Annotated in this window: 6 protein-coding genes; 3 read left to right on the top strand and 3 right to left on the bottom strand. The window is 70.1% G+C overall.

The annotated features are described in order from the left end of the window. The first annotated feature begins 111 nt into the window (after nucleotides 1–111). Nucleotides 112–513, top strand: a complete 402-nt coding sequence (locus C1J00_RS38760; protein WP_102913573.1) for a RidA family protein — start codon at nucleotides 112–114, stop codon at nucleotides 511–513. Between the two features lie 12 nt (nucleotides 514–525). Continuing rightward, the gene (locus C1J00_RS38765; protein WP_102913574.1) at nucleotides 526–1,131 is read left to right on the top strand and encodes a gamma carbonic anhydrase family protein; all 606 of its coding nucleotides are present in this window, start codon (nucleotides 526–528) and stop codon (nucleotides 1,129–1,131) included. 1 nt (nucleotide 1,132) lies between these two features. Here C1J00_RS38765 and C1J00_RS38770 read toward each other — a convergent pair whose 3' ends face one another. Together C1J00_RS38770 and C1J00_RS38775 are read right to left on the bottom strand one after the other, a co-directional pair. Next, entirely contained in the window at nucleotides 1,133–1,855 is a 723-nt protein-coding gene (locus C1J00_RS38770) for an aspartate/glutamate racemase family protein (RefSeq protein ID WP_102913575.1), read from the bottom strand. Between the two features lie 5 nt (nucleotides 1,856–1,860). After that, a complete protein-coding gene (locus C1J00_RS38775; RefSeq protein WP_102913576.1) occupies nucleotides 1,861–3,324 on the bottom strand; it encodes an NCS1 family nucleobase:cation symporter-1 in 1,464 nt (487 codons plus the stop codon). A gap of 178 nt (nucleotides 3,325–3,502) precedes the next feature. Between C1J00_RS38775 and C1J00_RS38780 the strand changes: the two genes are divergently transcribed. Next, complete coding sequence (locus C1J00_RS38780) at nucleotides 3,503–4,156, top strand: GntR family transcriptional regulator (RefSeq protein WP_102913577.1); 654 nt, start codon at nucleotides 3,503–3,505, stop codon at nucleotides 4,154–4,156. Here the strand turns inward: C1J00_RS38780 and C1J00_RS38785 are convergent. Continuing rightward, nucleotides 4,153–4,475, bottom strand: a 323-nt coding sequence (locus C1J00_RS38785) for a uracil-DNA glycosylase family protein (protein WP_342751789.1), incomplete at its 5' end; no start/stop codon positions are given. The genes C1J00_RS38780 and C1J00_RS38785 overlap by 4 nt on opposite strands.

The following is a 4,475-nucleotide window of genomic DNA, read 5'->3' on the forward strand; positions in this document are numbered from 1 at the left end:
GCGTAGGGGGAGGGCCCGGCCGCCGGGAACCGAAATACGGGTGCGTGCGCGTGCCGGGGCACCCATGATCGGTGGGTTGTCCTGTCGCCGTCCGCAGATCGGAGACCTCACATGATCCGCCGCGTCACCGTCCCGGCCCTCTTCCCGCCTCCCGCCTACTCCCACGTGTCCGTCGTCGAGGCCGGCACACGGCTGGCGTTCCTCGCCGGTTCCGTCCCGCTGGGCCCGGACGGCGCTCTCGTCGGGCCGGGGGATCCGGTGCGGCAGGCCGAGCAGGTCATCGCCAACCTGCGGGAGCAACTGGACGCCGTGGGGAGCGATCTGGCGCACGTCGTGGCGACCGACGTGTACGTGGTGGGCGATGAGCCGGCCGTACTGTCCGCCGTCTGGAGTGTGGTCGAGGCGTCCGGCCTCAGCGCGGGTCCGCACTCTTCGACGCTGATCGGCGTGGCGTGCCTCGGGTATACGGGGCAGCTGGTGGAGATTACGGCGACAGCCGTCGTTCCCGAGTAGGCGAGGACCGCCATGTTGATCGAGCACCGCGGGCGGCGTCCCGTCGTCCCCGAGTCCGCGTACGTCGCCCCGACGGCCGTCCTGTGCGGGGCCGTCGTCCTCGGTGAGCGCAGCCGGGTGCTGCACGGGGCCGTGCTCACCGCGGAGGACGGCGAGGTGCGGGTCGGGGCGGACGTCGTCGTGATGGAGAACGCGCTGGTGCGGGGGCGGTCCGCGCACCCCGCCGTGATCGGTGACGCGGTGCTCGTCGGCCCGCACGCCCATGTCAACGGGGCGACCTTGGAGGACGAGGTCTTCGTGGCCACCGGCGCCTGCGTCTTCCCGGGTGCCGTCGCGGGCGCCGGTTCGGAGCTGCGGATCCACAGCGTGCTGCACGTCAACTCCGTGCTGCCGCCCGGCACCGTCCTGCCCATCGGCTGGATCGCGGCGGGCGCGCCCCGGGCCCGGCTCTTCGCCTCCGGGGAGCACGACGAACTCTGGCAGATCCAGGAGGCGCTGGACTTCCCCGGCACGGTGTACGGCATCCCACGGGGCACGTCGATGCGGGAGGTGATGGCCCGGCAGGTGGCGTTCTACGGAGCCCATCACGACGACGTCACCCTCGACGGCCCGGCGTGAACTACCGCCCGGCGGGCCTGCCCCACGCCCTCGGTTTCGGGAGCGGTTCGGCGTAGCTCCCCACCCGGCTCGTGGTCAGCCCCAGTGCCACCAGGGACTCCGCCAGTTTGACCGCCGCGGCGACCCCGTCGACGACCGGCAGGCCCAGCTTCTCCCCGACGGCCCGTTGCAGCCCCGTCATGCCGGCGCAGCCGAGGACGAGCACTTCCGCCCCGGCCGCGCAGGCCCGTTCGGCGGCGGCCAGGAACGCCGTCTCGGTGCGTTCGTCGTCGCCGAGGTCGAGCACGTTCAGGCCCGTTCCGACGACCGCCGCGCAGTTCCGCCTGACGCCCGCCGTCTCCAGGCTGTCCTCGATCTGGCCGCACGAGCGCTCCAGCGTGGTCACGACGCCGTAGCGGCGGCCCAGCAGGCAGGCGAGGTGCGCGGCGGCCTCGGTGATGTCGACGACGGGTACGTCCACCAGTTCCCGCACGCCCTCCCGGCCGTGCTCCCCGAATCCGGCCATGACCACGGCGTCGTACGGCGCTCCGTCATAGGTCCGCAGCGTGTCCAGGACGGCCGCGGCGGACAGGTAGCTGTCGAGCCAGCCCTCCGCGGACGCCGGTCCCCAGGCGGGGGTCAGTCCGGTCACGGTGGTGCCCGGCCCTGCGGCGGCCCGGGCACCTCGTACGATCTCCTCGGTCATCTCCTGCGTGGTGTTGCAGTTGGTGACGACGATTCGCACGTCTCTCAGACCTCCGCGGCAGGGCGCTCGGCGGTACGTTCGCTGCGGCACAGGGCCGTGTAGAGCCCGGCCGCCAGGGCCGTGCCGATGAACCAGGAGTACGGCGCCACGTCGCTGAAGGTCTTCACCAGCGCGAGCACGGCGGCGACACCGGCCGCGGGCAGGAACGCCCACAGCGCCTTGGGGTTGACGCCCTTGCGGTAGTAGAAGCGGGAGCCGGGGGTCGCGTCGAACAGCTCGTCCACGTTCACACGGCCCCGCTTGACCCAGTAGTAGTCGACCATGATCACGCCGAACAGCGGGCCGAGGAAGGCGCCGAGACCGCCGAGGAAGTAGTTCACGACGGTCGGGTTGGAGAAGAGGTTCCAGGGGGTGACGAGCAGCGCCGCGACGGTGCTGATCATGCCGCCGACCTTGAAGGTGATCTTCTGTGGCCACACGTTGGCCAGGTCGTACGCCGGTGAGACGAAGTTGGCGACGATGTTGACGCCCATGGTGGCGATGGCGAAGGTCAGCGCGCCCACCACGAGCACCCAGGTGTTGCCGATCTCGGCGACGAGGTAGGCCGGGTCGGTGATCTCCTTGCCGAAGACCTCGAAGGCGCCCGCGGTGACGATGACCGACACGATCACGAAGGCCGTGGAGTTGATCGGCAGGCCCCAGAAGTTGCCGCGCCTGACCGACTTGTAGTCGGGGGCGAAGCGGGAGAAGTCGCAGAAGTTGAGCATCAGTGTGCCGTAGGTGGCGAGGACCAGGCCGATCGCGCCGAACCACTGGCGCCACTGCTCGCCGACGGAGACCGGATGCGGGGTGGAGGTGAGCGAGATCGTCCAGCCGGCCTTGTAGAGGATCCAGACGGCCAGCGCGATCATCACGAGCCAGATCGCCGGGCCGCAGAAGTCCTGGAACTTGCGGACCGATTCCATGCCCCGGCTGATGATCGCCGCCTGCACCAGCCACAGCGCGATGAAGGAGACCCAGCCGAGCGCGTCCAGGCCCAGGAAGGAGTTGTGTGTCCACGACTCCAGGCTCGGCCAGGCCGCCAGCAGCATCACGTTGACGGCGACTGACGCGAGGTAGGTCTGGATGCCGTACCACATGATGGCGATCACGGCCCTGATCAGCGCCGGTATGTTGGCGCCCCAGACACCGAAGGCGATCCGGCTGACCACCGGGAAGGGCACGCCGTGGCGCTGGCCGATCTTCCCCATCCAGTTCATGCCGATGTAGATGATCACGAACCCGACGAGCAGGGACGTGAAGATCTGCCAGACGTTCATGCCGAGGAAGAGCAGTCCGGCGGCGAAGGTGTAGTTGCCGAGGTTGTGGACGTCGGACATCCACATGGCGAAGAGGTCGAAGACCTTCCAGTTGCGCTTCTTGGCGGGCGCGAGGTCTTCGTTGGTCAGCCGGGGATCGGGAACGAACGCTGGGGTGCCGGTCTCTGCGGCACGGTCGGCGAGGGACACGGGGCCTCCACGAGCAAGGGGGACGACGGAGGACTGCTCCGCAGGACGGTGAGGGGACGCCCCGCGAGATGTTTTGGTATACCAAACTGCGCCATGGTCTCCTCGTCAACCGTTCTGACCGATGTCGCTCTCGTTAACGCTGCGTAAAACACACCTCGCGTCGACGAAGATGGGCTGCATGACGAAGATCGAACCCCTCGGAGCGATACGCGAACGCGTCACGGCCGATCTGCGCCAGGAGATCATCGCGGGCAGCCTCCGTCCCGGCGACCGCCTGGTCGAACGCGAGCTGGCGGAGCGTTTCGGTGTCTCGCGCGTGCCCGTCCGGGAGGCGATCCGGGCCCTCGTGGCCGAGGGCTTCGTCCACTTCGAGACACCCCGACGCACGGTAGTACGCCGTCTCACGCCGACCGACGTCAAGGAACTGTTCGAACTGCGAGAAGCCCTGGAGGTCTACGCCGCCGGACTCGCCGCGTCCCGCGCCACACCGGAGGACCTGGCAGAAGTCCAGGAACTCGTCGACCGTGCGGCCACCGCGACCGAGGCCGGGGACGCCGAGGTGATCACCGACGTCAACAGCCGCCTGCACGACCGCATCATGGCGATGGCGGGCAACAGCCTGCTGACCGAGGCCCTGGAACCGGTCGCCGGCCGGCTGCGCTGGATGACCCGGCGCAACGAGGAGTGGCCGCAGCTCCTCGTGGAGCACCGCGAGCTGTACGAGGCGATCGCCTCGGGCGATCCGGACCGGGCCCGCGCTCATGCGCTGACGCACGTACGGACCAACTACCGCTCCACGGTCCGCCACCTGTTCGGCGAGGAGGCTCCCTAGGGAGTGCCGGCGGACAGGCCCGCCGCTCGCCCCGCCGTGCGCAGCACCTCGCGCAGCATCGTGGGGGTGAGCCGGCCGGTGAAGGTGTTGCGCTGGCTGACGTGGAAGCAGCCGAAGAGTTCCAGGCCGTCGAGGGGGTAGCGGGCGCCGTGGGAGAAGGCGGGGCGCGGCCGGGGCACGGACCAGCCGGCTGCGGCGACCGCGGGCAGCGCGGCCTGCCACCCGAAGGCGCCGAGTACGACCACGGCCCGCAGCGTCGGGCGCAGCAACCGCAGTTCCTGCACCAGCCAGGGGCGGCAGGTGTCCCGCTCCTCGGGGG

It is taken from the genome of Streptomyces cahuitamycinicus, assembly GCF_002891435.1.
Classification (GTDB): Bacteria; Actinomycetota; Actinomycetes; order Streptomycetales; family Streptomycetaceae; genus Streptomyces; species Streptomyces cahuitamycinicus.

What these genes read in the sequence shown, in the direction of transcription:
- C1J00_RS38760 (WP_102913573.1), top strand. Translation starts at nt 112, where the DNA reads ATGATCCGCCGCGTCACCGTCCCGGCCCTCTTCCCGCCTCCCGCCTAC.
- C1J00_RS38765 (WP_102913574.1), top strand. Translation starts at nt 526, where the DNA reads ATGTTGATCGAGCACCGCGGGCGGCGTCCCGTCGTCCCCGAGTCCGCG.
- C1J00_RS38780 (WP_102913577.1), top strand. Translation starts at nt 3,503, where the DNA reads ATGACGAAGATCGAACCCCTCGGAGCGATACGCGAACGCGTCACGGCC.